General features: G+C 63.4%; 21 protein-coding genes, 1 pseudogene and 1 riboswitch. Of the genes and pseudogenes, 8 read left to right on the forward strand and 14 right to left on the reverse strand.

From position 1 onward, the window contains the following. Window positions 1-13: 13 nt before the first annotated feature. Window positions 14-1396, reverse strand: a complete 1383-nt coding sequence (dnaB, locus tag FYJ92_RS18540; protein ID WP_058930676.1) for a replicative DNA helicase — start codon at window positions 1394-1396, stop codon at window positions 14-16. 688 nt (window positions 1397-2084) lie between these two features. Between dnaB and FYJ92_RS18545 the strand changes: the two genes are divergently transcribed. Then, complete coding sequence (locus tag FYJ92_RS18545; RefSeq protein WP_185262008.1) at window positions 2085-2540, forward strand: hypothetical protein; 456 nt, start codon at window positions 2085-2087, stop codon at window positions 2538-2540. Window positions 2541-2542: 2 nt separating this feature from the next. Next, window positions 2543-3115, forward strand: a complete 573-nt coding sequence (locus FYJ92_RS18550) for a hypothetical protein (protein WP_185262009.1) — start codon at window positions 2543-2545, stop codon at window positions 3113-3115. Between the two features lie 192 nt (window positions 3116-3307). Here the strand turns inward: FYJ92_RS18550 and FYJ92_RS18555 are convergent, their stop codons facing one another. The 6 genes and pseudogenes from FYJ92_RS18555 to rpsF form a co-directional block, all read right to left on the reverse strand. Continuing rightward, window positions 3308-3934, reverse strand: a complete 627-nt coding sequence (locus FYJ92_RS18555; RefSeq protein WP_185262010.1) for an FMN reductase — start codon at window positions 3932-3934, stop codon at window positions 3308-3310. Window positions 3935-4108: 174 nt separating this feature from the next. After that, a pseudogene (locus FYJ92_RS18560) lies at window positions 4109-4522 on the reverse strand (PhzF family phenazine biosynthesis protein); the annotation flags it as partial. Window positions 4523-4742: 220 nt separating this feature from the next. Then, window positions 4743-5195, reverse strand: coding sequence for a 50S ribosomal protein L9 (gene rplI / locus FYJ92_RS18565; protein ID WP_160676130.1), 453 nt, complete (start codon window positions 5193-5195; stop codon window positions 4743-4745). Window positions 5196-5212: 17 nt separating this feature from the next. Continuing rightward, the gene (gene rpsR / locus FYJ92_RS18570; protein ID WP_003800144.1) at window positions 5213-5452 is read right to left on the reverse strand and encodes a 30S ribosomal protein S18; all 240 of its coding nucleotides are present in this window, start codon (window positions 5450-5452) and stop codon (window positions 5213-5215) included. A 128-nt stretch (window positions 5453-5580) separates the two neighbouring features. Then, entirely contained in the window at window positions 5581-6174 is a 594-nt protein-coding gene (locus FYJ92_RS18575; RefSeq protein WP_185262011.1) for a single-stranded DNA-binding protein, read from the reverse strand. 73 nt (window positions 6175-6247) lie between these two features. Further along, window positions 6248-6553, reverse strand: coding sequence for a 30S ribosomal protein S6 (gene rpsF, locus FYJ92_RS18580; protein ID WP_011693941.1), 306 nt, complete (start codon window positions 6551-6553; stop codon window positions 6248-6250). Between the two features lie 442 nt (window positions 6554-6995). On the opposite strand from rpsF, the gene FYJ92_RS18585 reads away from it, so the two are divergent. The 6 genes from FYJ92_RS18585 to FYJ92_RS18610 all read left to right on the forward strand — a co-directional run bounded on the left by FYJ92_RS18585 (window position 6996) and on the right by FYJ92_RS18610 (window position 15838). After that, on the forward strand, window positions 6996-9686 hold the full coding sequence (locus tag FYJ92_RS18585) for a LuxR family transcriptional regulator (RefSeq protein WP_185262012.1): 2691 nt from the start codon (window positions 6996-6998) through the stop codon (window positions 9684-9686). Between the two features lie 197 nt (window positions 9687-9883). After that, window positions 9884-11047, forward strand: a complete 1164-nt coding sequence (locus FYJ92_RS18590) for a DegT/DnrJ/EryC1/StrS aminotransferase family protein (protein ID WP_185262013.1) — start codon at window positions 9884-9886, stop codon at window positions 11045-11047. Continuing rightward, window positions 11044-11679, forward strand: coding sequence for a NeuD/PglB/VioB family sugar acetyltransferase (locus tag FYJ92_RS18595; RefSeq protein ID WP_185262014.1), 636 nt, complete (start codon window positions 11044-11046; stop codon window positions 11677-11679). Before FYJ92_RS18590 ends, FYJ92_RS18595 begins: the two co-directional genes overlap by 4 nt. 152 nt (window positions 11680-11831) lie before the next feature. Then, window positions 11832-11981: riboswitch (cyclic di-AMP (ydaO/yuaA leader) on the forward strand. 3 nt (window positions 11982-11984) lie between these two features. Then, complete coding sequence (locus tag FYJ92_RS18600) at window positions 11985-13094, forward strand: family 16 glycosylhydrolase (protein WP_219729670.1); 1110 nt, start codon at window positions 11985-11987, stop codon at window positions 13092-13094. A gap of 129 nt (window positions 13095-13223) precedes the next feature. Then, complete coding sequence (locus FYJ92_RS18605; RefSeq protein ID WP_185262016.1) at window positions 13224-14390, forward strand: glycosyltransferase; 1167 nt, start codon at window positions 13224-13226, stop codon at window positions 14388-14390. Next, a complete protein-coding gene (locus tag FYJ92_RS18610; protein WP_185262017.1) occupies window positions 14387-15838 on the forward strand; it encodes a lipopolysaccharide biosynthesis protein in 1452 nt (483 codons plus the stop codon). The genes FYJ92_RS18605 and FYJ92_RS18610 overlap by 4 nt, the downstream gene beginning before the upstream one ends. Here FYJ92_RS18610 and FYJ92_RS18615 read toward each other — a convergent pair. The 7 genes from FYJ92_RS18615 to FYJ92_RS18645 form a co-directional block, all read right to left on the reverse strand. Continuing rightward, window positions 15835-16845, reverse strand: a complete 1011-nt coding sequence (locus FYJ92_RS18615; RefSeq protein ID WP_185262018.1) for an aminoglycoside phosphotransferase family protein — start codon at window positions 16843-16845, stop codon at window positions 15835-15837. The two genes, FYJ92_RS18610 and FYJ92_RS18615, sit on opposite strands and share 4 nt — an antisense overlap. Next, the gene (locus tag FYJ92_RS18620) at window positions 16842-18821 is read right to left on the reverse strand and encodes a hypothetical protein (RefSeq protein WP_185262019.1); all 1980 of its coding nucleotides are present in this window, start codon (window positions 18819-18821) and stop codon (window positions 16842-16844) included. The genes FYJ92_RS18615 and FYJ92_RS18620 overlap by 4 nt, the downstream gene beginning before the upstream one ends. Continuing rightward, window positions 18805-19515: a glycoside hydrolase family 16 protein gene (locus tag FYJ92_RS18625; protein ID WP_185262020.1), complete on the reverse strand. Its 711-nt coding sequence runs from the start codon at window positions 19513-19515 to the stop codon at window positions 18805-18807. Before FYJ92_RS18625 ends, FYJ92_RS18620 begins: the two co-directional genes overlap by 17 nt. Before the next feature lie 118 nt (window positions 19516-19633). Continuing rightward, window positions 19634-21901, reverse strand: a complete 2268-nt coding sequence (locus FYJ92_RS18630) for a hypothetical protein (RefSeq protein WP_185262021.1) — start codon at window positions 21899-21901, stop codon at window positions 19634-19636. 67 nt (window positions 21902-21968) lie between these two features. Further along, complete coding sequence (locus FYJ92_RS18635; protein WP_185262022.1) at window positions 21969-23276, reverse strand: glycosyltransferase family 2 protein; 1308 nt, start codon at window positions 23274-23276, stop codon at window positions 21969-21971. Then, window positions 23273-24259 (reverse strand): glycosyltransferase family 2 protein, encoded by a 987-nt coding sequence (locus FYJ92_RS18640; protein WP_185262023.1) that lies wholly within the window; start codon window positions 24257-24259, stop codon window positions 23273-23275. The genes FYJ92_RS18635 and FYJ92_RS18640 overlap by 4 nt, the downstream gene beginning before the upstream one ends. A gap of 13 nt (window positions 24260-24272) precedes the next feature. Beyond that, on the reverse strand, window positions 24273-25037 hold the full coding sequence (locus FYJ92_RS18645; RefSeq protein ID WP_255482205.1) for a glycosyltransferase family 2 protein: 765 nt from the start codon (window positions 25035-25037) through the stop codon (window positions 24273-24275). Between the last annotated feature and the right edge of the window lie 99 nt (window positions 25038-25136).

A 25136-nucleotide genomic window follows, 5' to 3' on the forward strand; every position in this document is an offset into this window, starting at 1 on the left:
GGCAGTAAGGGTCCTAGAAGCCGCTGCCGCCGGCGTCGGCCGCCATGTTGGCGAAGCGCGAGTAGTGACCCTGGAATGCCACCACGATGTCCTTGGTAGGGCCGTTACGGTGCTTGGCAATCAGGATGTCCGCCTCGCCCGCACGCGGGGATTCCTTGTCATAGACGTCTTCACGGTGGAGCAGGATAACCATGTCCGCATCCTGCTCGATGGAGCCGGATTCACGAAGGTCAGAGACCATGGGCCGCTTATCCTGGCGCTGCTCGGAGCCACGGTTGAGCTGCGAGAGTGCGATGACGGGGACCTGGAGTTCCTTGGCCAGCAACTTGAGCGCACGGGAGAACTCGGAGACTTCCTGCTGGCGTGACTCCACTTTCTTGCCGGAGCTCATGAGCTGCAGGTAGTCCAGGATCACGAGCTTCAGGTCATGCTGCTGCTTGAGGCGGCGGCACTTGGCCCTGATCTCCATCAGCGACATGTTCGGGCTGTCATCGATGAACAGCGGGGCATCATTCATCCGGCCCATGGTGGTGGCGATCTTGGACCACTGTTCGTCCTTGATGGTGCCCTTGCGAAGATCCTGCAGACCGATGGTTGCTTCGGCGGACAACAGGCGCATGGCAATTTCGTTCCGGCCCATTTCGAGCGAAAACATAACCGTGGCCAGGTTGTTCTTGATGGCCGCCGAGCGGGCGAAGTCCAGGGCGAACGTGGACTTACCAACTGCCGGGCGGGCGGCGATGACGATCATCTGTCCGGGGTGCAGCCCATGGGTGAGTTCGTCGAGTTCGTAAAACCCGGTGGGCACACCGGTCATGCCTTCCCCGCGGTGTCCGGACGCTTCGATCTCGTCCACCGTGGCTTCCATGACGTCCTTGAGGACCACGTAGTCCTCTGCTGTGCGCCGCTCTGCCACAGCGTAAACCTCAGCCTGCGCCTGGTTGACCAGGTCCTCCACCTCGCCGTCGGAGCCGTATCCAAGCTGGACGATCTTGGTGCCCGCGTTGACCAGCCGCCGCAGAATGGCGCGCTCTGCCACGATCTCGGCGTAGTAGCCGGCATTGGCGGCCGTGGGGACAGTCTGGATGAGCTCATGCAGGTAGGCGGGCCCGCCGATCCTGTTGATCTCCGCGCGCTTGGTCAGTTCGTCCGAGACTGTAACGGCATCTGCAGGCTCGCCGCGGCCGTAGAGGTCGATGATCGCCTCGTAGATGGTCTCGTGCGCAGGCCGGTAAAAGTCCTGGCCGCGGAGGATTTCCACAACGTCCGCGATGGCATCCTTGGACAGCATCATGCCGCCGAGGACGGACTGCTCGGCGGGGATGTCCTGTGGCGGTTTACGGCTGCCTTCTGATCCGCGGGTACCCTCGATCGAGTCCAGGTGCGTTACTGACAAAGCTGCCGTCCTCCATAGTGTGCCGCGTCATGGTGCGGCGAGTAAGTCATTTACCTGCCGGGCGCCATCCTGCGGGACCTCCACGGGACGGCATACGTTCAGGTCTATCAGCGGCCACCGACAATGAATCCCGGCGGCCCCATTGAAGTCTGTGCAAAGCGGAGTCTGCGCAGCGCGCGGGGGAGTTATCCCCATGTTCCGCAAGTTATCCACAGAATGTGCCCCAGCGGCCGGGCCGAAGGCCTCCACTGCGACGACAGCATATGTCCGCGACGGCGTCACAGCGCCCCAAAAGCAGGTATCCCGCAACGGTAGTCGCCCCCGCCCCAGCGGCCAAGCCCACAAGCCCGCAGGCCTGTGGATAACCTGTGCACTAACAGGCATAGCTTGTGCACAGCCTGTGGGTGAACCTGTGGAAACAAAAAAACTTTCGCCGGATGCAGGCGTCTGACCTGCGAAAACGTTGGTCGAGGATGTGGACGAAATTCTTTTTTTCCCAACCTTCATCCACAGCTTTCAGCGCGGCGCTGTTGAAAGTTCCGCCCTTCCGGGCGCCTTGGCCGCCGATTCATGCCCTATTGGTGATGCTGCACACGCCGCCCGGGATATTTTGACGCCATAGCGAATCGGCTGTATGCAACGGCAGGAATGTGCTGTGGATAACGGGCATCTGGCATAAGCTCTGACTATGGGCGACGTACTGATGGCTTTTCTGCCGGCCGGCGTGTTGGCGGCAATAATCTGGGCATTTACGACGGCCCTCAGACCGCGTGATTCCGGGACCTCCGACGCCGAGAAGTACCAGCAGGACCTGGCGAGGCGCTCGGCGGAGCACTATGCCGAGCAGGTGCGCGTGGCAACAGCCGTGCGTGCCCGCCTCGAAGCCAACACCCGGCCCAGCCAAAACGAACAGCAGCAATCGCAGCAGGAAGACCACGCCCGGGCGGCCCGGCGCGGGCAGTCCGGCGCGGGCGCCGGCCAGTATGGCTATGCGGCGCTGCCCGGCGGGATTCTGGACCCTCAGCTGGCAATGCAGTTGCAGACGATGGCGCAGGACGGGCACAAGATCCAGGCCATCAAACTCCTCCGCCAGGCAACCCACACCGACCTGGCGACAGCCAAAAAGTATGTAGATCGGCTTTAGGAATGGAATCGCTCGTGATCCCCGTCATCATCCTTGCGGTCGTAGCCGCCGGAGTCGCACTGGCAGCCCGGGCGGTCAGTAGGCGGCAGGCGGCCGTCAGGCAGGCCGGGACCGCCTCCGCGCCGGATCCAGTTGAGGTGGCCCGCCTGGCCGCCGCCAAGCTCTCTGAGGACCAGCACCGCAGGTTGTATGCGCTGATTGCCCAGGGACAGGCTATGGCGGCCATCAAGCTGTACTACGAGGCCACAGGAGAAGGCCTGCGGGCCTCCCGGGACGCGGTGGGGGCGTTGGCCGCCCATCCGCAGGCCTACCGCAGCCCCGCCGCTGAAGCGGCGGAGGCAGAACCCGACGACGACGACACGCCCCAGCGATTCCCTTACCGCTACCGCGCCATTGCCAGCAAGGGCGACGTGACGCGTGAGGTCAGCAGCAACATGCTCAACGACGAGATCTACGGCCGCATCCGCACGCTGGCGCGCAGTGGAGATACCGAAGGCGCCGCCACTGCCCTGACCAAGCACTCGGACATCACCCTGAAGCAGGCACGCGAGTTCATCGCACTCCTGGACGACTAGGACTCCTGGGCGGCTGCGCTTCCGGACGCCCGCACTCCCGGACCCCCGGGACCCAGCCGCTGCGTTCGCCCATGTTCAGGTCAATTGAATTCACAGGACACCTCATGTTCCGGTCATTGACCGGGGAGACCGAACAGTTCGGCAGCCGTGATCACCGGCGGGACCGGCGCGGCGGTAGGGGACGGCCGCGCACTAGCGTCCGCCGGAAATGCCCGCCAAGAGCTGCTCGAACGGCAGGGACTCCAGGGCCGCCGACTTGCGGCCGGACTGGTCCCCCGCCAGGAGGGCGGCAAACTCAGCCGCAGCACGGTCAATCCGCGACGATAGGGGGGAGCCGCCGTCGTCCGTGTTTCCCCAGTCCTGGGGGCCTGCGAAAACAGCCGTTGCGGCCATCCGGGTGCGCAGGTAGCTGAACAGCGGGCGCATTGCGTACTCAAGGACCATCTGGTGGCGGTCCGTACCGCCGGTGGCACCCAGCAGGACAGCCTTCCCCTCCAGGGACTTGGGGTCCAGGACGTCGATGAAGGACTTGAACAGGCCGCTGTAGGAGGCACTGAACACCGGGCTGACGGCAATGATGCCATCGGAAGCCTCCACGCCGGCAATGACATCCGCCAGGCGCGGGGCCGCATAGCCGGTAACGAAGTTGTTGGCGATGTCCACCGCGAGGTCGCGGAGCTCAACGATCTCAACCGTCACCTCAAAACCGGCATCGGCGAGGCGGTGCTCCGCCACAGCGGCGAGCTGGTCGGCGAGCAGCCTGCTTGAGGACGGCACACCGAGGCCGGCGGATATTACGGTGATGCGGCGGGTTTCCACTTGGACTCCTGAGATTCGGTACAGCCTATGTTACATGTATTTGCATGTAATTGGGTAACCGGCGACTGTCCGCGTTTATTCCACCGGCTCTACAGCTCCACCGTGCCGGTGATGCGAGTGGTGGAACTGCCGCCCACCCGGACGTCTTCGCCGAGAGCTTCTACGTGGACGCGCCACGGGACCGGAGCGCGTCAGGGGCGGGGCAGCGAATGCCAGCCGTCCGCCGTCGCGCTTCACGCGGACCAGGCCGGCCGCGCATTCCTGGACCAGGACCCCGTCCCGCTTCGGGACGCCACCGGCCTCAAGCCACGCGTGCGCCGACCCCAGCGTGGGATGCCCGGCAAAGGGGAACTCCTCGTGGGCGGTGAAGATGCGGACACGGTAACCGGCATCGGGATGCGTCGGCGGCAGCAGGAAGGTGGTCTCCGAGAGGTTCGTCCAGTTCGCGAAGCGCTGCATGTGTTCCGTGCTGAGACCCACGGCGTCAAGAACCACCGCGAGCGGATTGCCCCGGTAGGGTTCGTCCGTAAATACGTCCACCTGGGTGAACGGACGACGGCGGCGCGCGGGGGATGAATACTGGTTCACCGCCGCAGGCTATCACTACGGGCGGCCTGGCTGACACGTGAGCCGTGCTCTGCGAGGGAAGCCTTCATATGGGGTCCGACGATGGTGGGCTTCGGCGGCTACGACCGAATCATGGCAGAGCCGCGCACGACCTGGCCTCGGCGTGAGGCACAGAAAAACCCCGTTGCCGGTGACGGCAACGGGGTTTCTCGTGCAGTTTGAGGCTGCCTAGCCGGAAAGGCTACTTGCCTGCAACTACGTTGAGTTCGATCACAGCGGCAACGTCAGCGTGAAGGCGGACGTTGGCCTGGTAGGAACCAACCGACTTGATGTGAGTCGGCAGTTCAACCTTGCGCTTGTCGATGCGGCCAAGGCCAGCGGCCTCAACAGCGTCGGCGACGTCGGCCTGCTTGACGGTGCCGAACAGGCGTCCGGTCTCGCCAGCCTTGACGACGAGCTTGACCGGCTTGGCGGAGAGTGCAGCGGCCTGCTTCTGAGCGTCTTCCAGGGAAGCGTGCTCGCGGGCGGCGCGGGCAGTCTTGATGGACTCAACCTGCTTCTCGCCACCCTTGGACCAGGTCAGGGCGAAGTTGCGGGGCAGCAGGTAGTTACGTGCGTAACCGTCCTTGACCTCGACAACGTCGCCAGCAGCACCGAGACCGGTTACTTCGTGGGTCAGAATGAGCTTTGCCATGTTAGTTAATCCCTTCCCTAACCGCGGCCAGCGCCGGAGTAAGGCAGCAGTGCAACTTCGCGGGCGTTCTTGATTGCCTGGGCGATTTTGCGCTGTTCCTGCACCGTGACGCCAGTGACGCGACGGGCGCGGATCTTTCCGCGGTCGGAGATGAACTTGCGCAGCAATGCTACGTCCTTGTAGTCGATGACAGTGATGTCAGCGGCCTTCAAGGGGTTGGACTTTGGTTTGGGCTTACGGAGTTCAGCCTTAGCCATCGTGGAGCTCCTATTCTATGGAGCCCGTGGATATTGATCCACGGGATGGTGGTGGTCCGACGGCGGCAGTCACGTCACGTGCCTTGCGGCACCTTCGGCGGTCCCGGCGTCGGGCCTAGATGATTGGTTTAGAAGGGAGGTTCGGAATCGGGGCCGTTGCCCCAGCCACCGCCTGCGTTGGAGACGCCGGGCGTTGCCCAGGGATCCTCCTGTGCAGCCTGCTGGTTGCCACCACCGAAGCTTCCACCGGAGTTGCCGCCCTGGTTTCCACCAGAGTTGCCGCCTCCGAAGCCACCGCCGCTGTTGCCGCCGCCGAAGCCACCCTGAGCGCCGTTTCCGGCACCCCCACCGCCAGAGCGCTGGGTGCGGTTGACCTTGGCATTGGCATAACGCAGGCTCGGGCCGATTTCATCGACTTCGAGCTCCATAACGGTGCGCTTTTCGCCTTCTTTTGTTTCGTAGGAACGGCTCTTCAAACGGCCGGAAACAATCACGCGCATGCCCTTGGTGAGGGACTCGGCAACGTTCTCGGCTGCTTCACGCCATACCGCCGCGCGGAGGAACAGGGTTTCCCCGTCCTTCCACTCATTGGACTGGCGGTCAAAGGTGCGCGGGGTGGAAGCGATGGTGAAGTTCGCTACTGCCGAACCTGACGGTGTGAACCGCAATTCCGGGTCATTGGTTAGATTACCGATGACCGTAATAGTGGTTTCGCCTGCCATCTACTGCCTCCTTGTTCGATCCTGGGTGAAGAATTCGATCCTGCGGGGTAAAGAATGAAAATTGGAGCTGAAATTACTCAGCAACGACCTTCTGCTCTTCGGGGCGGGTGATCTTGGTGCGCATGATGGTCTCGTTAAGAGACAACTGGCGGTCAAGTTCCTTGGCGGTGTCCGGCTTGGCGGTGAAGTTCACCACGGCGTAGATACCTTCGGACTTCTTCTTGATCTCGTAAGCCAGTCGACGACGGCCCCAGATGTCAACCTTTTCGATGGTTCCACCATCGTTGGTGATGACGTTCAGGAACTTCTGAAGCGACGGCTCAACGGTACGCTCTTCGACCTCGGGGTCGATGATTACCATCAATTCGTAAGGACGCATATGTGAACCCACCTCCTTTGGGCTAAGCGGTTACGGCATTTCCGTAACAGGAGGTTCATTTGCGATGCCGTGCGATGCCCGGCCAACAAAACGGAGGCAGGGCGCAGCACAGACTTCAATATCTTAGTGCATTTGGACCGGATAGGCGATTCGCGCTTGACACAAGGCTAAGCGTCCTGGGACGGGCGCGGAAGCCGGGATGCGAGTATGTGGATAACTCCCCAAGTAGAGGCGGCCCAAAAATGAGTACCTTAGCGCCGGGACTTCGCTGGTGCAGGAGCATGACTGAAGCTATATTGCTATCCAACGGCTGGGTACCGTGCTGGTCGCGATGACGGGGCCAGAAAGTCCGGTCCGAACGGTCACGAAATGACCGGACGGACCTCATCAAATGTGAAATGCAAGCAGCAGCGGTCTCCTTCGATGAACAGATGGGGACCGCATGTCGTTAATAGGGCGAACCAAAGAGTTGGACCGGATCCTCTCGGTGATCCGCAGGCCCACCGAGTCCGCCCTGACGATTGTGGGCCGGCACGGCATGGGCAAGTCTGTGTTACTGTCCGAAATTCCGCGCCTGTCGGACTACCGGACTGTTGTTCTGAGAGCCTGCTCGTCCGAATCGGACTGGCCGCTGTCCGGCCTCACCGCACTGTTGAACGGCATCGATGATCCCGTCCTCAGCCGGTTCGCGGACGAACTGCTGCGGGATTCAACCGGCGCCATGAGCGTTCCCACCGTGTCCACGATGCTGCTGAACGGACTTCACCAGCGCTCATCCTCACGGACCATCATTGTCATTGACGACGCAGACCAACTGGACCCCAGCAGCCAGGCTGTGATCGGATTCCTGGCCCGCCGCCTGTCCGGCACAGACATTGTCCTGTTCACCAGCGCGCGCGAAGAATCGCCGGACAGCCCGTTCGCATCCCTTCCGGCCCTCCAACTGGGGCCGTTGAGCTACAACGACACGGTCCTGATGCTGGAGGCCATCCCCTCGCGACAGACCGCGACGGCGGCGGTCCACACAGTCGCTGCGGCCACCAAGGGAAACCCGCTCGCCGCCGTCGAGCTTTTCAGGTTGTTGCTGGAACGCGCGGCTGAGGGAAAATACGCACTGCCCGTACCACTGCCCGGCAAGGGTAGTTTCGAAGCGGAGTTCGCCGCCATCGTGGGGGGGCTTTCGCCGGTCGCGAGGCAGGTTCTGAACCTGCTTTCCCTATCCTGCCGCAGTGACATCGCCACCTTGGAAGGGGCCTACAACCCGCTGTGGGGCGGAATCGACGAACTGCTAGCAAATGGCATGGTGAGCAGGTCCGGGCCGCATCTGCGGATCCGGGACCAGTTGCTTCGGGGCTACGTCTATGCGGCAATGATGCCTGCAATGCGGACCGCCGGCCACCGTTCCATGGCGGAAGCAGCGGAACCCGCAGATCCATACGCCCACCGCTGGCACCTGAGTTTTACTGCCCTGGAGCGGCAGACCCCGTTTGGGCTGCTCCGCTTTGCCGTTGACCTGATCCGGAGCGGCGAGGTGCCGTTTGCCATCGAATACATCGAACGGGCACTGACCATCAACCCGTGGGAAGCGGAGACGGCCGCGAGACTCACCACCGTAGCCGAACTGCTGCTGAACCGAGGAGAATTCGTTTACGCCAAGCGCTACCTGGACTGGGCGCAACGCGTGACACGGAACCCAGCCCTGATCCTTCGCCTTACCGGCCTCGCCTTCGAAATCCAGTTCATGCAGGGTGGAGCCGTGCGCTCCAGCATGGTGATCCGGCTGGTGAAGGAGCTCGGCCAGCATGATCCGGCCTTCGCAAACCGCCTGCTCGTGGCCGGCGCACTGTATTACGCGGACCGTTGGGAGCCCGCGGACGCCACCAGCCTGCTGCGGTGCGCCAGCGAGTTCGAGGACCACGCCTCCCCCGATGGCCTAGCCATGGCCGAGAGCGCCATGCAACTCATCGACGTGATCAGCGGGAAGCCGGAGCAGAGCCGCAGGCCCGACGGCGGGAACGAAACAGTTGCCGTCCTTCTGGTGCAGGGTCGCGCGCTGAGCTACTCCGAACACCACATTGCCGCCCAGGAGGCCTTCGCCCGGGTGCGGAACTTCCTGGAGGCAAACACAGTCAACTGTCGCGAAACCGCAGACTTTCTCGCGGTGGACAACGAAATCCGTGCCGGCAACGTCCGGAAAGCGGTGAGACTGATCGAGGATCTTGAGCTCGCGCAACCGGAAACCAAATATCACCGGGGAATGCGGCACGTCTTCCGGATCTGGCGGGCCAACGCGATCGGAGACGAGGAACTTGCCCGCGCCTACACAACAGAATCCCAGCACTTCTCAGGCGCGGAGAGCCATCCCGCGGTCACGGCGCAGCTGGCCGCGTGCCAGGGCCATTTTGCCCTCATGCGCGGCAACCTCGCCGAGGCGTTCGCGCAGCTGTCCCGGGCAGCGGAAATAGGCCAGGCCTTCAGCAACCCAACACTGCTCCGGTGCGCGGCCGATTTGGTGGAAGTCCTGGTCAGGCTTGGCCGGCACAGGGAAGCCGCCCAAGCACTGTGGCATCTGGAGAGCCAGGCAGTTGGCCTGCGTTCCCCGTGGCTCATGACGGCTGTTGCCCGGAGCCGGGCCATGCTGGCGGACGGTGAACAGTCACTGCAGCTTTTCAGTGACGCACTCGCTGGCAGGAACCCGCAGGAATCACTGCTGGAACGCGCCCGGACCGTGCTGTGCTACGCCGAACGGCTTGGCACCTTAGGCCGCCTCCGGAGCGCCCGGGACCTGCTGCTCCGAGCGAAAGTGATGTTCGACGAAGCTGGTGCCCGCGCCTGGGCCCAGCACGTCGACTCGCTGCTGCTTGACGAACGAGTGGCATCAGCAGGTGCGCTCGTCAGCCCCGCGATCCTGATGCTTGCAGACCACGAACGCGTATTGGCCCAAATGGTGGCCCGCGGGATGAGGAACAAGGAAATCGCGGCCACCCTGTATGTCTCCGTCCGGACCGTAGAAGTGCGCCTCACCGCGATCTACCGGAAGCTCGGAGTGGAATCACGCGCGCAGCTGACGGCCCTCGCTGCCGGCATGGAAGCCACACAGGCCAAGGAACCACTAATCCTTTCCATCCTTTAGCCCTCCAACCGGGCACAAACGCCCTGCAGGTACCCGCAGTTCCCGCATTGTTCCGGGCCGATGCCCACACGGCAGCCGGCTTTCCGCACCGGAACGGCACCCGGCAGACTAATTTTGCAGTACGAACTGCGCACTCCCCGGGGCGAATGTGGGAAGGACTCGGACATGAGAACGGCCGCCGCGAAGGCCGGTGCCAGATGACGGCTGAAACCGTCCTGGCCCGCATCAACGTCATGGAACCCTGGCTCGGCGAGGACGAAGCCCGCGCCGTGGCGGAGGTCCTCGCCTCCGGCATGCTGACCCAGGGGCCGAAGGTCCAGGCATTCGAGACGAAGTTCAGCGCCGTCCAGGAGGTGCGCCACGCGGTGGCGACCTCCAGCAGCACCACCGCGCTGCACCTGGCCCTGGTGGTGGCCGGTATCGGCCCCGGGGACGACGTGGTTGTTCCATCGCTGGCCTTCATCGCCGCCGCGAATGCGGTGACATATGTCGGGGCCCGGCCCGTGTTCTGCGACGTGGATCCGGCCACCGGCACCGTGACCGCACCTGCGCTCCGGGCCGCACTGACCCTTGACACGCGGGCCGTGATCGTGGTGGACCAGGGTGGCATGCCGGTTGACTTGGACCCCGTCAGCGAGTTGTGCGATCGCCACGAAATCATCGTGATCGAAGACGCTGGCTCGGCTGTTGGCTCAGAATACAAGGGCAGGCCCGTGGGCACGGGGGCGGACATTGCCGTGTGGTCGTTCCACCGGGACAACCTGGTGACCACGGGCGAGGGTGGCATGCTGACAACCCACCGGGCAGACTGGGCGGCCCGGGCCAGGAGCCTGCGCGGCCACTCCCTGAGCGTGCCGTCGGCGGACCGTGGCAGGGCCCGCCCGACTGCGCCGGAGGTGTATGTCGAAGTCGGCTTCGACTACCAGATGACGGATCTGCAGGCCGCCATCGGCATCGTGCAGCTGGGGAGATTGGCCGGGATAGTGGCTCGCCGCCGGGAAATCGCCGCGAGGTATGAGGCAGGCCTCTCCGGCCTATCCGGACTCCGGTTTGTGGCCGATCCACCATACGGGACCACCAACTTCCAGTCATTCTGGCTCGAAGTCCTACCCAGTTTCGCGACGGACCGTGAAGGGCTCCTGGCCCGCCTGGCCGAGGGCGGCATATCAGCGCGCCGCGGCACCATGGCGGCGCACCGACAGCCTGCCTATCGCTGGCGCGGAACGGGCAACGCAGGGCTCCAGAACACGGAACGGCTGACCGACCGGACGCTGGTACTCCCTATTTTCCACAGTCTGGACAACGTGAGCCTGAACCGGGTCATGAACAGCGTCCGGGTCGCTGCCGGGATGCCCCGGTGAGCGAACTGGTTCTGGTCGCCGCCAGCGGGCTGGCCCGGGAAGTTCTGACCATGGTCCGTGCCAGCGGTCAGTACGACGTGGTCGGGCTGCTCGACGACAACAGGGAAATGGCCGGCGTCACTGTGGACGGCGCGCCGGTGCTGGGAACCATTGACGATGCCCCCAAGTTCACCCATGCGCTGGTGCTGGTGTGCCTGGCGTCCGGAAAGTCCCGGGAAGCCGTAGTGGAACGCTTGGCCGCCCTGGGCCTGCGCGATGCCCGCTACGCCACTGCGATCGATCCCACCGTGGAGTGCCCGGAGGGCTGCCGGATCGGCCGCGGCAGCATTCTCCTGAAGAACGTGTCCCTGACGGCCTCCGTCACGATCGGAACCCATGTTGTGGCAATGCCTTCCGTGACTTTTACGCACGACGACGACGTGGCTGACTTCGCGACGTTCGCCGCCGGCGTGTCGCTGGGCGGGGGAGTCCGGATTGGTCGGGCGGCCTACCTCGGGCTGAACTGCAGCGTCCGTGAACGGACTTCGGTGGGGGCCTACGCCACGGTTGGTATGGGTGCCGCCGTTCTGAGCAACGTGCCCGATGGCGAAACGTGGGTCGGCGTCCCGGCCCACCCCATCGAACAGCGCTAGCACACGGCAACTGCCGCCGGGCGCAAGGGGACGCACCGCAACTGAGAGTTCCGTTACCCGATTGTGATTAATCGAATCCTGTCGTGTACGGTCGATCAGGTGGGCCGACCTTCCAGGCCCAAAACCGGGCAGACGCCAAGCTCTGCCGCTGCCCGGAATCCACAACATACTTAGGCAGAGGCGGGGGACCCAGAGTGTCCGGGCACGGCATTAAGCCGACCCTAGGGGTGGAGCCGCTTTACGCGGCCGGATGGCCTCATCCGAACCCGACAGCTAACTCCGCAGGCGTTGAGAGGCAATCACTTATGTCTGCATCCAATGATCAGCCGCGCACTCACGCGCGCCCATATTCTGACGAAGCCGCGTCGCCCACCCAGCGACGGTCTGTGCTGAAGAAGTCCGCGGTCCGTGCCAAGTCCAAGCGCAACATGTCGCTGACCGCGGCCGCTCTTGCCGCCCTGCTGGGAGTCGTATCCCTCGGCCAGGTCTCCGACCAGGCACCGCAGAGTGCCGAATTGAACCGCGTCGCGGACACGTCCAAGCGTGACCAGGCTCCGGGACAGGTCACGCGCGACACCAACGCTGTTCCGGCACCGCTGCCGGCCACGGACCCCTCCCCCGATCCGACCACGGCGCCTGCGCCTGCGCCTGAAGAGCCTGCGGTTGCTCCCGCACCCGCCCCGGTAGCGACGACAACGGCTGCACCAGAACCGGCCCCTGCCCCTGCACTCCTTGCATCAACCGGGACAACCGGCGCCATGCCTGTAGGTGTCCCCGGCGCATGGACGATGGCTTTTGCCGACGAATTCAACGGCACGGCCCTGGACACGGCCAAATGGTCCAACTGCTGGTTCTCCCCCACCTGCGGCACCATGAACAAGGTCACCACCAGCCCCAGCAACGTTTCCGTCGGCGGCGGCAACCTTGTCCTCTCCCTCAATTCGTCCACCTCGGGTGCGCTGGTTTCAACCAACCCCAAGGGCGGGGCCACCACTGGCTACGAATTCACGACAGGTTACGTCGAGGCCCGGATCAAGTTTCCCGGCGACGGCACAAACCTCTACAACTGGCCCGCATTCTGGACCAATGGTCAGAAATGGCCTACCAACGGTGAGAACGACATCGCAGAGGTTTTGAGCGGAAAGATGACCGTCAATTACCACTCGACGACGGGAGCCCACAACCAGGGCACGGTTCCCGGCAACTGGGGCAACGACTTCCACACCTTCGGGCTGCACCGGACCGCCAACTCGGCTGACGTCTACTTCGACGGCGTGAAGGTGAAGTCCTACGCCACCGACGACGGCGGTGCACCGCAGTACATCATCCTCAACGTCGGCGCCTCAGGCAGCTCCCCAGCTGCCTATGGTGCCGCGTCACAGGTCCAGGTTGATTACGTGCGCGCCTGGAAGTAGTACCGCCATCATGTGAGCGGACGACGGCGGGGGGATCCTGCCGTCGTTCGCTTTCTTTAATTTTGTGTAAAGCCGCAGTTGTTGCCGCCATTCAGGCAGAACACCGCACCCGCAACGTAAACTCTTGCAATGAAGCTTCTGTACATCACAGAAAGCGTGCCCAACCGCGACCCCATGCTGGGGGACGGCAGTTCCATGATCCCATTCGAGGTCTTGCGGAACCTGCCCGCGGACATAGCTGTGACGCTCCTAACCTTCGCGGGGCCGGTGGATGTGCCGGCCGAAATTCGCACTCGCTGCAACACCGTTCACGTGATGCCCACCCGTCGACGCGGCTGGGCCGCCATACTGTCACTCGGCGGCCTCACTGGCTTCGGAAAGCACCAACGCTCAACCGCCAAAGCGCACACCACCGCGGCTAAACTTTCAGCTGCCCACGAAGCCACCCTGATCCACGGTCCGCATGCCCTGTTTCTCGCCCACTCCGTAACCGGGCCCCTGGTCCTGCAGACGGTGGATCCATGGTCCATCCGTGCCGCGATGGAGACATCCGTTGCCCACGCGCTGTGGCCCGCATACCGCTTCAGGGAATTCCTTGCCGTGCGGTCCGAGCGGAGGCTGCCGCCGCGTGCGCGGCTCCTCACCGTGGGAGCCCAGGATGCCGTCTCATGGTCCGAGCATCTCGCGCGGCCCGCCAGGAGTATCCCCAACGGCGCCGAACGGTCGACGCGTCGGGCCTCCACAGCAGGCAGTCCCGTGGCCTGTTTTGTCGGCAGTCTGAACTACGGCCCCAATGTCGACAGCGTGGGCGTTCTGATCAACAAAATTGCCCCGCTGGTGTGGCAACAGGTTCCGGATGCCAGGTTTGTACTCGCCGGGCGACGACCCGCACCCTCCGTCCGCGCACTGGCTGGCCCGAGGGTGGATGTCCTGGCCAACGTGCCGTCGGTTCTGGAGGTCTTCCACTCCGCCGACGTCGCCGTCTTTCCCGATGAGCACGGGGTAGGCATCCGGAACTCTGTCCGGGAAGCCCTGGCCGCTGGCCTTCCCGTCGTTGCGACGCCCGTGGCCGCCCGCGAGCAAGCTGCCCACCCTTTGCTCACCGTTGCACCTGACCCGCAGGAGTTCGCCGATCACATCGTGCGGCGGTTGACGACGCGCGGATGGCACCGCCCGGGAGCGGACGAAGCCTCCCTCCGAACGTGGCGGACGGTGGCCCAGGAATATGCGGATGAGATCGGCAAGGCAATCAAGTCCGATTCCGCCGGCATCCTGCACGGAAGGTCCCCGGCATGAGCCTCGCTCCCGGTGATCTGACCCGCGCAGGCGTCCGCGGAGCAGTGTGGCAGGGGCTGGCATTCATCTCCGGCAGGGTAATCGTCCTGATCACCACCATCATTCTGGCGCGACTCCTGTCCCCCGAGGAGTACGGCCTGGTGGCGCTGGCCCTGGTCCTTATGGCGTATGCCGAGACCATTGCCGACGCCGGTGTGGCCCAGGCGCTCGTCTATCTGCCACGAACCGGAGTCATGGCACGGTCCGCCCTGCTGATTTCCGTGCTGCTCGGTGGTGCGCTCGCCACCGCCATCGTCCTGGCCGGGCCGTGGATTGCCAGCCTCTTCAATCTGCCAGGTGTGGGGCCACTGGTCCAAGTACTGGGGATCTCTGTGTTGGCCACGTCCTTCGGCGCGGTCCCGGAAGCCCTGCTGCGACGGGATCTGAAGTTCAAGCCCCTGACCCTGGCACCCGTGGTCCGGGCTGCCACCATGGGAACCGTGACCCTGGTCCTGGCCTTTGCGGGCAACGGCGCGTGGTCACTGGCCGTGGGTACGGCGGCCGGGTCCGTTGCTTATGCCGTCACTTGCTGGTTTCTGGTCCGCAAAAACGCCCCTTGGCAGATCTGGCGCGTGGGCAGAGATGCTCTCCGGGCCAACATCGCCTATGGGGCGCCTGTAGCGGGAAGCAGTCTGCTTGCCCGCCTGATTTTCGACGTCGACTACCTCATCATTGGTCTGCTGCTGGGCGCGCAGGCTTTGGGCTACTACACACTGGCCTTCCGGCTTCCCGAAGCCCTGATCCTCAACGTCTTCTTTGTCCTCTCGACGGTCCTGTTCCCGCTTTATGCCCAAGTACGCGGCGATCCAGACCGGCTTCGCGGCGGATACCTGAAAAGTGTCCAGATCCAGACCCTGTATGGGGTGACCGCCGGCGTGGGCTTGGCGGTTCTGGCCCCGGTTCTGGTGCCTCTGCTTTTCGGACAGAAATGGACCGAGGCGGTGCTGCCGCTGGTTTTCCTGGCCCTGTACGCAGCAGTGCGGTCCCTCGGCGCGGGTGCCAACGACGTCTACAAGGCGCTTGGACGCCCTGGCCTCTCCATCGGAATTTCCGTGGCCCGGCTGGTGATCCTCGTGCCGGTCCTGTTCGTCGCCGCCCAATGGGGCATCGTCGGCGTCGCCTGTGCGCAGTTGGCAGTGGCGTTTGTTTTCGCCTGCGGCATGCAGGCTGTCGCGGCCCGGGTGATCAAGATCCGGGCGAGCCGCCTGGCCGGCGCCGTCGTCCCGGGCGTGGTCTGCGGGGCCGCTGTTGGGGTGGCCGGGTTGGGCACACTGGGACTTCCGTTCCTCGGTCCCATAATGACCACCGCCGTCGTGGTGGTCATGGCCATCGGGCTGGTGTACGCCATTCTGCGGCTGGGATTCCCGGCCTTGCTCAGGGAACTGCTGAAGCTTGCGCGCCGGGCCTAGCGCTCCTGCAGCACGCCTGTCACAACGTGCCGCCATAGCCAGAAATCCCGATCGGAGGCCACTGCCAGGCGGACCTGGTCTGTTCCGGGCCCAGGGCCCGTCTGGCGGTCCAGTCGGTAGGCAAGCGTGGCCGCCGACCGGGCCCAGGTGGCAATAACCAACATTGGAAGCACTCCGGCGTCCACCCCCCGACGCCTCAGATGGGCGGCGAGCGGTGCCAATGCCCACCCGCCCGCGCCGAACGCCTTCTCAAAGGCCGCTATCTGCGCGCCCCGATGGAATGCGTGTTCAGTTGATTCGCTGAGGTACTGAAGGTAGAAAACCAGGTCATGGCCCGGAACACCATCGGTGCGGGCCCGCTCCCAGTCCACCACCTGCAAAGTTCCGTTGTCCCGAAGGAAGAGGTTGGGATGGCTTAAGTCACCGTGCTCCACGATGGCGGGCAACGGCACATCGTGCAGCGGCGCCAGAAGCTCGTGAGTGCGTTTGACCAGCTCCTTGGTTTCCGGCTCGTCCGCAACCAGCCGGCAGAGCGCCTGCAGCGGCTCGCCAATGGTCCGGTCGTACCATCCGTCATTCTGGGCTGCTGCCTGCGTGCACGGCAGCGCGTCTACAAAGTCCGTCCCCGCGCTGACGGCGCCCGATAGGTCCGCGACCACAAGCCGGGGATCAAGGGGGGCTCCAGTCACAGCGGTTTCCACGAGCACTGTGTGGGCGCCGACGTCACAGACAGTCACCACATGCGGGACACCGGTGGCAGGTCCGGCGCCGAGCTGCCTCAGAACCTTGGCTTCGTGCCGCACGCTGTCGTTCTCGCCCGGCTGCCGCGGCACCTTCACCACAAGGCTGGGCTCCCTCGCTCCTGCCGCGAAAATCAGTGCCACCACGTGCCGGGACGTGATGAATCTGGGTGTCAGGAGGACGGTCTCCCACTGCCTGCCAATGCCGTATTTTTCGAGCTGAAGCTCCTCATAGCGCTCTGCCAGGAACCGGTCAACGAATGTCATTGCGGCTCCTCCGCCGAGGGGCGGCGGCCCGTGACAGTTCCTTCCGGAATAGCCAGGTCAAAGAGATGGAGCATGAGTGCCAGCCGTGCGGCGAGGGCTTTGGCGGCGCCGAAACGGACATCCTTGTGGAGTGAAAGGGTGTTCCTGATAGCGGCAGCCGAATCCACTGGAACGATGCGGGCCGTACGGTCCAGCGACGGCGCATTCCAGTACGCGCTGACATCCTGGTAACCGCTGCGGATAAGGGCGTGTTTCCAGCCTTTCAGCGTCCGGGGTCCGGACCGCCGGAACAGAGAACGCCGGACTTCAACGCACATCCAGCCGCCAGGTTTGACGGCGTCTGCGGCAGCCTTGAAGTCCATCAGATCGGGGTTGCTGAGCAGGACAACTCCGTAGGTGCTGCCTTGATCCGCACGTCCGGGCGCTACCGCTGCCGCTGCGGGATCGATCAGGTGGAGCGCGGACTTCAGTTCCGGGCTGGTGGTGCCGCCGTACCCGACGCTGCTGACCTGCAGGTCGGGGAGCAGGAACCGCCAGTCCAGCCGCCTCCAGAGGTGCGATGTGAGGGCTCCGATCGCGCCTGAGCCGGTTCCTTGCGTCCCGGATGGTTCCTGGCCGGGTGATCCGGCCCCGGAGCCGGACTCTCGATCGACACCTGGCCCCGTCTCCGCCGTCTGCGAGACCTGGTTCCACACGATCCCGGTGGCCTGGCGCAGCACCGTCTCCGCTCCTTGGGTGGCATCGATGAGAGTGCTGCCCGGCAACTGGCCAGCAAGTTTCCGGTAGGCCTGCCTCCAGCCTTCCAGGATCTCAGGGGAGTGTTCACCCTTCCTGCTGAACATAACGTGGCCAGGGACATCAAGAACGAGCAGGAGGTCAGGGGGTTGAACCACAGTAAAGGCAACAGTGTTGGTCATCTTTTCCAAAATGCCTCCCGCGCCAGTACCGGGCAGCAGGGCGTCGTAGGGCACACGGTCCATCAGCACCAGGCGCCCCATTAAGCTGTAGAGCCTTTCCAACAACCCACCCCGCAGCATCCGGTACACCTTCTTGGCACTCCGGCCGCCCGGAACCTTCACCAACCAGGCGTCCCATGGGCCCGCTCCCCACATGCCCATGTACAGATACTTGATTGGCAGGGGTACGGTAGCCTGCAGCCCGCGGAGCAGCGTCGTCTTTCCCGCGCCGTCTGGCGCCATTACTGCGACGACAGGTCCGCTGCCTTGTAGTCGGGCACCAAAGAGGCGAAGACCCTTATGCCTGGCAGCGGTCAGGCGGGGCGCAGCCGTACCGCCGGCCCACCTGGACGCCATCGACGCCGCGGTGGCCGGCACTTGGTTGAAGTTGCCCGCCCGGACCAGAGCCAGTATTTCCGCCGCTGTCCCTTGTCCCATGCGGTGGTCGACAAAGCACGCAATGAAATCGTAGGCAGAAGCGGCCTCGGCCGCCTTTCTGGCCGCGTCCACCCTCGCAGGTGCGATTTGACCTTTGTCCAGGAAGAGGTGGAGCAACTGGAGCCAGCCCTGGTCTGCAGGTGCCGGGAGCCACAACGGACCTCGGCGCACGCGACGGCCCAGACACTGCGGGGCCAGGGAAGTCCGCCACTGCTGATAGGGCCCGAAGGCGATCTCCGAGACGATATCCAGCTTCACCCAGCTGCCATCGGTGGCCGAATAGCAGAAGTAGAACCAGTGGCTGCCATGGCCGGGCGCCAGGACACGGCGGAAGCCTTCCGCCTGGAGCAGATCGTCCAGTATCGGCAACAAGTCGCTGGCCACAAGAATGTCCACGTCTCCAGTGGGGCGCGCCAAGTCGTCTTGCCCCCGGAGCAACAACCAGGACTGTCCCGTGGCCTCGAGGGCATGCAGGGCCGCTCTGAGGTTGCGCTCGATGACCGGCGCCTGCTGCAGCCCGACAGCCCCCGCGGCATCTGGTTCCGGGCGGACAGGACCCCCGGCTTTAGGGGGTGTAGGCATATTGCACCGCCCAATCGATTTGAAGATACCCGGATGTTTCGGCAGACGGATACGACGCGCTGGCGCGATCGGAGGTCTCCACCTGCAGCGTCCACCTCATCGGCGTATCGGGAACGCCGGCGGGGTCCGTTGTCTGGCTGATGAGTTGTCCATCCCAAAACCATTTGACGTTTCCCGGAGTCCATTCAGTGGTGGCCACATGCCATCCGTCAGGCCCGTCGGGTGAATAGACGCGGTTGGGCGGGTCAAATTTCATGGGTCCGGTGGCACGGGAGCCCTTGATTGCCGAGCTAGCATAAAGAGCACCATCCAGGCCCCCTTCCGGCCAATCAATTTCCCCTTCATTCCAGTCATCGCTGACAGGCCACAGCAGAAAGGCAATCTTGTAGCCGGGCATGGAATCATACCGGAACTTCACGGAGTACCGTCCATAGGTTTGACCGGTATAGCCAAAGGGAACAACGCTCGCCACCCGTGGGGATCCTGCGGCCGTATGGAGGAAGTAGTCAAGATTTCCCTGACTTACCGAGAGAACCTCGTCCGGCGCGTAGAGCCCTCTGCCGGAGCTGTCGGCGAAACCGGCATATCCCCTCATCTCTGCACCATAGACCTCGCCAACACTTCCGGAGCCGGCTGGCCGGGTGAAATCCTGGGCACCGGTCAGTTTCCATCCCGGAAGATCTCCAACGGGCATTTCCGTAAGCCTCTCTGTGAGTTGTTCCGCAGCCAGGTAGGGAATCACAATTGCCCCCGCGATAAGTGCAGCTGTCGCACCGATGGATAAACTGACAAACCTGCGAAACCGAGCAAGGTTAAGGCGCCGATTTGAATTGGTAGATTCGGACCGTAGTATTGCTGAAGACATTCTCGACGCCGGTTCCGTTCTCAAGTAAACGCTGCAGTTCCGGTAAGTACTGGGCCTCGAAAAGCTTTTCTTCCACCGCTTGGCGTTTTTGCTCTTCGGTAATGACCACATAATTGTTGTCCGCCGCTCGGAGCCTGTCAGCATAGGCCCGCAGGCCCTCAACACTGATTTTTCCTTTTGCTTGCCGGAAATAGTCAACCAGCGACGTCACACTTCCCCATTTGAGATAATGCGGATAGTCGGGCCCCACCAGCAACGGGAAGAAGTACTTCGTCTTAAAGACAATGTCGCCTGCCTTGGTGTTCGCGTCTAGCCACTGGCTGGCGCTGACGTCGTCCTGGGACACGCGATAGTCGGCCTCAGGCTGGAAGTGCACCACAGTGAACAGCATGGCCATCGTGACGATGGTTGCGCTGGCGCCAATGACTGTTCGACGAGTCCGGACAGGTCCGGACCAGAACAGCCACGCTACGCCAATAGAGAGCCAGGGCAAGGCGAAGAGAAAAACCCTGAACCGCGCCTCGCCCCCGTAAGACTGCGCCAGCAGCCCCAGGGCCGGTGCGAAGGCGAGCCAGGCCACAACAAGTGTGGTCCGTACGTGACCATGAAGCAGGCGGCGGACGAATCCGGCCACCGCCAGCACCCCCGTTAGCAGTGTAAGCACAACCGCCAGGTGCGCCAGCGTGTGCCCTGTCAGTACCCAAGTTCCCAGGACCAGCGGATCGCCGCGTGGCGGGCGGTAGCCGATGTTGCCAAAGATATTGAATCCGCTGAACAGACCATACTTTCCCTTAACGTATGCCAGGTTCGGAATAAAATATGCCAGCGGCAGAACAACCAGCGCGGGCGCGAGCCAGCGCGGCCTGAAATACCCAGAGACAAGAAGCGGGAATAGACCCAAGAGTGCGAGATAAGGCGTCAGTTGGTGACTCACCACAATTACAGCTTGGAGTACAAGGATGGCCACACAGGCTAAAATTTGTCTCTGAGGTACATTCCCCTCCCATATACCAGGCATAGCGCCGGACCGCCCGCTCTTGGCCCGCTGCACCGTCCGTGAAAGTCGGATCCGCGTTTCGAGACGGAGCATCCAACTGACCGGAACGCCCCTTAGGAAGGTAAAGGCAACAAGGCACATCGCCAGATAAAGCGAGTAAGAATAGGACTGGGGCGAGTAGTAGTTCTGGTTCACCCAATTGGCAAGCGTAAACACAAGGGTCGCAGTCCAATACATCCGCGCCCGGTTGGAGATGGTGCGCGCAATCGCGAGCACGAGCACCGCATCGACCAGTGCAAAGCCGGTTTCTGCCCACGCTGCGTAGTCCAGTGCCGTCCGATATCCCATCACTTCGCCCAGAAAGGCGCTCAGCGCAAAGAACCCCGGCCACCGGTTATAGATATCGATAGATGGATCCACGGTGCCTGTCGCGGTGATGAAGTTCGTGACGGCCATATGTTTGTAGGTCCAAGGAAAACGTGGAACCTGGGCGAGCAGGCCAGCAGATGCGTATAGCATTACAACGAGGCTGGACACCGAGACGCTCATCAGCAGCGTGGAGAACGTCCGTCGAGCTACCAAGCCCCAGGCACAGGTTGCAACAACGAGCCCCACGGCGACATACCAGGCCAGCGGAAACTCTGCCAATAGCCCGAAGTCGCCGAGCCTGCCGGTTCCGGCTGTGGCCAGCCCTATGACCCAGAGGGCCGCGGCCAGCGCGAGCGCCCACCAAGGCAGCATCGCCATGGACCGGGGGCGCCGGCGCTGCTCCCGTTTTCCTGTGTCACTCTCCGGCTGTCCACCTTGCCTCGCGCCGCGAACAAACGATCCCGGCAGGTAGGTGCCTGGCCTCAGGATGATGAAGCCCACCGAGGCCAGGACGGTTGCTGCCGCCACCTGGCGCGGAAACCACAACCCGGTCCACGCCATCACCACTGCCACTGCCGTGTAGGTAACCGCACTGGCTGCCACTATCCAGACAAGTCTGGAAGCCCGATCCGCAGACGGAAGGCGTGATAAGACCACCCAGCCAGGCAGTAGCAGGCAGACAACCAGCTTAAAAGCAGCCAAGAAGCCGCCACCGATGTCCATCAGGATGAGGAGGGCCGCCACTATTCCAAGTACGGCCAGCCCCGCATCGAGGTGCCGCGGCTGCTTCGGTGACGCTTGGGCAGTTGCCAGCGACGGGGAATTATCATCGTTGATGAGCAGTGCCATCGGCGCGGCCTCCTGGGTCGGTGTGACTGAATGTCCAGCCTGATTCAAATGAACAGTTTGCGGGGCTTCATAACCTCCTGGCGGTCCTCGCACACCGTTCCAACAGATAGTTGAGCGGTCCGCGAGCCAGCGAGTACAGCTCAAGCCGCAAAACGTGGGCGAGTTGTTGATCCCAGGAATCTCGGCACTTGCTGCGCCCGGCCAGTGGCCGACGTGAGGCGCCCGCATCTTGCAGGAAGCTCCAGGCGACTAACGGAATGCGGGCCAAGGCCAGCCGGGCCGTCTGGGGATTCAGGAGAATCTTTGCGAGCCAGGCCCCGAGTCCGCTCCCGTAGCCGCGCGCCTGGGCGCTCAATTCGTCAAGACCATCACGGTGGCGGTGCCAGACAATCGCGGACGGCTGAACCACCAGGCTGTACCCCGCAATAATCACGCGGGTGAACATGTCAATGTCTTCCCCTCCGCCGCTACGGGTTCCAACGCCCAAGGCGTTATCGAAGCCGCCTAGGCTTAGAGCGGTGATCCGATGCAGCGCGAAATTTGCTCCCGTTCCGAAGGCGCCCGGACAGAAGGGGAATTTCGCTAGTCCTGCTGGCGGGTCAGCGAAAGAGTAGACCCGCGGCGCCACGCTTTTGGACCAGCTGACCCGATCATCGAAGTATCCCTGGGTCGGCGAACGCAGCTCGCCGGCAGGCACGAGCCCTGTAACGCAGGCCGTCCCGGGCATGCGTTCGAAACCGGCCGCGATTTCGCGGAGCCACGCCTCGTCAACTACGACGTCGTCATCGGTGAAGGCGACGATGTCACCTTGTGCATTGCGAAGACCTGCGTTGCGCGCACGCGAGAGCCCCGGGGCGGGCTCGGTGATGAGCCGGATCCTTGGATCGTTGAATTCCACGCACACCATGTTGCGGGTCTCGTCCGTACGTGGTGCATTGTCCACCACCAGGATATCGAAATTGGGGTAGTCAAGCTGGCTTATCGCCGTCAGTGATTCTCTAAGCAGCGCTGAGCGGTCCCGTGTGCAAACAACAACAGTGAGGGACGGCATTGCTTCTCCAGGGGCCACCGGTGCAGCCGCCGGAAGTGCCGCGACAGCCTCGTCAAGGACCCCGCGCTGGACTATCCCCACAGGTGCCTCCACATCCACGAAGCCACGAACCGCTCTCCCCTGGCGTACTAACAACCGTGCACGGTGGTAGCCGGCATGGTTGAGCAGCTGCAATTGGGTGTGATCAGAAAGCCAGTCCATGTCAAGGGCACCGATCCAGCGGGCTCCCTGCCACTCCGGCGGAAGCGAACTCTCCATGGCCGGTGCCAACATGAAGGCAGCCCGCTCCTCGACGGGCATGAGTTCCTCAACACGCTCGCTCACTGGACTTCCCTCCACGCTGCGCCCACCCGTATGGTCCTGGGCAGCGGGCGGCCCTCAACATGGGACATCCGCCTGCCGCGCACATACCCGGCGGCCGTGCACGCGAGTACGGCAATGACGGCCCCCGCGCGACCCAGTCCCTGGGGGTTATCGCCTCGGCTCCAGTCACGGACTCCGGAAAATACAGCGCGCGGCAAAGTGCTGCGGACGTATCGCCGTTCCGGTCCGAGAGCCCGCTTCTGGCCTACAATCTGGCTGACCTGCGCTTTGGAGAGCCCCTCGGACCAGGACCTCGACAGCATGTAGCGCAGCGTTCCCCTCTCCGCCGGAACGTGGTGGCGGACCACCGCCGCAGGTTCGTAAACGATGCGCGATCCAGGTGTGCCCATCTTGGAGCGGATGCAGATCTCCGTTTCCTCACAGCCAAGCGGCAAACTGCCCTGACGGCCCAGCGAAATGTTGAAGCCGCCAACCTGACGAAGGACTTCAAGCCGGAAGGACATGTTGGCGCCAATGACATTCCGTACCTCGGAAGCCACTTTGGGCATTCCGCGGTGGCTGCATCCGACGATCCAGTCAAGCTCTTCACCGAAGTAGCCAGGGCGTCCTTTTTCCCACACCGGCTCGACGCGCCCGCCGACGGCCAGCACGTCAGGATCGTCATAGAGGACAAGCAGGCGTTCCAGCCAATCCGGCGCCGCCTCAGCGTCGTCGTCGAGGAAGGCCACTACGTCTGAGTCTGCCAGCCCGACCCCGGTATTCCGGGCCCCGGAAAGCCCCCGGGGACCGGTGCTCTCCACCACCGTCACGTCGTCGATAATTTCTATGAGCCGCTCGAAGAGCTCTTCGTTATGGTCGATCACCACCAGAATCTCCTGCGCCGCGACCGATTGGGCCCTGACGGATTCGATGACGTCCAGCAAAAGGTCCCAACGCCTTTGTGTGTAGGCACAAATGACGATCGATACAGTGGGACGTGCCATACGATCCAGCATGCTAGCTTGCCCGGACCAGGGAGAGGACCGTCTGGGGGTCCGTGGGGGTCCGCGGGACAGTCACATTGGCGTACGCATATTTCACCCGGCGGAGGGCTTCGGGCCTGGCTCCTGCCGTGGGCGACTCCCACAGGGTGCATTCACGGGCCAGCGTGCCAAGGACCCGCCACCCATCCCGGAATGTCTGCAGGTTCGAGGCTCCGGAAATTCGGTCGAGCTCAATGCTCGGCACTTCTGCGATGCGAAGTCCGGCCCGTGCCGCCCGGACGATCAGCTCGGTCTCAATCTCGAAGCCGTCGGATTCAAGCTCGAGGACCTCAAGGCACTCCCGGCGGAAGGCGATGTAGCCGTAGCAAAGGTCGGAGTAATTGCTGTGCAGAACCGTGTTCGCCAAGCCTGTTAGCACCTTGTTGCCAACGTTCCGCAGCCGCGTCAGGTCTTCGGATCCGCCTCCGGTGACGTACCGCGAGCCTTTGACGAAGTCGTAGTCATGCTGGAGAGGGGATACAAACCAGCCGATCTCCTGCGGATCCATGCTTCCATCGGCGTCCAGCATGACAATGATGTCACCGGTGGAGGCGGCGAAGCCGGACCTTACCGCTACGCCTTTGCCCTTGCGCAGTTCGTGGACAATAACGACGTCGGAACGGAGTGCCTTCGCAACCTCCACCGTATTGTCCCGCGAGCGCCCGTCGACGATGACTACTTCGTCAACGTACGACGGCATGCGGCGAAGCACCCACGGGAGATTCTTTGCTTCGTTCAAGGTTGGAATGACGACACTGACTGAGGCCCTGGTGACCTCGACCACCGGCATCGTGAATGCAATTGGGAGCTGGGTGGAAATGGACAAATACCTCACCAC

The sequence above is a fragment of the Pseudarthrobacter sp. NBSH8 genome, assembly GCF_014217545.1.
Classification (GTDB): Bacteria; Actinomycetota; Actinomycetes; order Actinomycetales; family Micrococcaceae; genus Arthrobacter.

What these genes read in the sequence shown, in the direction of transcription:
- FYJ92_RS18615 (WP_185262018.1), bottom strand. Translation starts at nt 16,845, where the DNA reads ATGACATTCGTTGACCGGTTCCTGGCAGAGCGCTATGAGGAGCTTCAG.
- FYJ92_RS18550 (WP_185262009.1), top strand. Translation starts at nt 2,543, where the DNA reads ATGGAATCGCTCGTGATCCCCGTCATCATCCTTGCGGTCGTAGCCGCC.
- FYJ92_RS18600 (WP_219729670.1), top strand. Translation starts at nt 11,985, where the DNA reads ATGTCTGCATCCAATGATCAGCCGCGCACTCACGCGCGCCCATATTCT.
- FYJ92_RS18605 (WP_185262016.1), top strand. Translation starts at nt 13,224, where the DNA reads ATGAAGCTTCTGTACATCACAGAAAGCGTGCCCAACCGCGACCCCATG.
- FYJ92_RS18625 (WP_185262020.1), bottom strand. Translation starts at nt 19,515, where the DNA reads ATGCCCGTTGGAGATCTTCCGGGATGGAAACTGACCGGTGCCCAGGAT.
- rpsR (WP_003800144.1), bottom strand. Translation starts at nt 5,452, where the DNA reads ATGGCTAAGGCTGAACTCCGTAAGCCCAAACCAAAGTCCAACCCCTTG.
- FYJ92_RS18640 (WP_185262023.1), bottom strand. Translation starts at nt 24,259, where the DNA reads ATGGCACGTCCCACTGTATCGATCGTCATTTGTGCCTACACACAAAGG.
- FYJ92_RS18585 (WP_185262012.1), top strand. Translation starts at nt 6,996, where the DNA reads ATGTCGTTAATAGGGCGAACCAAAGAGTTGGACCGGATCCTCTCGGTG.
- FYJ92_RS18630 (WP_185262021.1), bottom strand. Translation starts at nt 21,901, where the DNA reads ATGGCACTGCTCATCAACGATGATAATTCCCCGTCGCTGGCAACTGCC.
- rpsF (WP_011693941.1), bottom strand. Translation starts at nt 6,553, where the DNA reads ATGCGTCCTTACGAATTGATGGTAATCATCGACCCCGAGGTCGAAGAG.
- FYJ92_RS18545 (WP_185262008.1), top strand. Translation starts at nt 2,085, where the DNA reads ATGGGCGACGTACTGATGGCTTTTCTGCCGGCCGGCGTGTTGGCGGCA.
- FYJ92_RS18610 (WP_185262017.1), top strand. Translation starts at nt 14,387, where the DNA reads ATGAGCCTCGCTCCCGGTGATCTGACCCGCGCAGGCGTCCGCGGAGCA.
- FYJ92_RS18590 (WP_185262013.1), top strand. Translation starts at nt 9,884, where the DNA reads ATGACGGCTGAAACCGTCCTGGCCCGCATCAACGTCATGGAACCCTGG.
- FYJ92_RS18620 (WP_185262019.1), bottom strand. Translation starts at nt 18,821, where the DNA reads ATGCCTACACCCCCTAAAGCCGGGGGTCCTGTCCGCCCGGAACCAGAT.
- FYJ92_RS18575 (WP_185262011.1), bottom strand. Translation starts at nt 6,174, where the DNA reads ATGGCAGGCGAAACCACTATTACGGTCATCGGTAATCTAACCAATGAC.
- rplI (WP_160676130.1), bottom strand. Translation starts at nt 5,195, where the DNA reads ATGGCAAAGCTCATTCTGACCCACGAAGTAACCGGTCTCGGTGCTGCT.